We start from the raw sequence: 390 nt of genomic DNA, 5'->3' as shown, positions 1-390 counted from the left end.
ACCCACTGCGACCCCTGACCCGCGAACGCGAACACCACCCGCGCACCCGGCCGAGCCACCCCCGACACCACCGAACCGGCAGGCACATCAGCCGCCAAGCTCTCCAGACCGGCGACCAGCTCTCCCCGGTCACCACCCACCACCACAGCCCGGTGCTCGAATACCGAGCGCGTCGCCGCCAGCGACCACGCCACGTCCGCCGGCTCCAGCTCCGGACGCGCGCTCACCCACTCGCGCAAACGTTCCGCCTGCGCCGCCAGCCCCGCCGCCGACCGGCCCGAAACCAGCCACGCCCCGGCGGCGCCACCCGGTTCGATCACCGCGGGGACGAGGCCGGAGGCAGGGGAGCGGTCGCCGAGGGGGACGGAGGCCTGTTTCTTATACACATCT

At 73.3% G+C, this 390-nt stretch carries 1 protein-coding gene; it reads right to left on the bottom strand.

The genetic code is table 11. The features are described from left to right. Nucleotides 1-320: CurL C-terminal domain-containing protein (locus ACSNOK_RS33465; protein WP_436784538.1), on the bottom strand; the 320-nt coding region annotated here is incomplete at its 3' end. Nucleotides 321-390: the final 70 nt, after the last annotated feature.

The sequence above is a fragment of the Streptomyces sp. URMC 126 genome (genome assembly GCF_051386555.1).
In the GTDB taxonomy this organism is placed as follows: Bacteria; Actinomycetota; Actinomycetes; order Streptomycetales; family Streptomycetaceae; genus Streptomyces.
The sequence above is the reverse complement of the archived record's forward strand: the minus strand, read 5'-3'. Positions and strand labels throughout refer to the sequence as shown.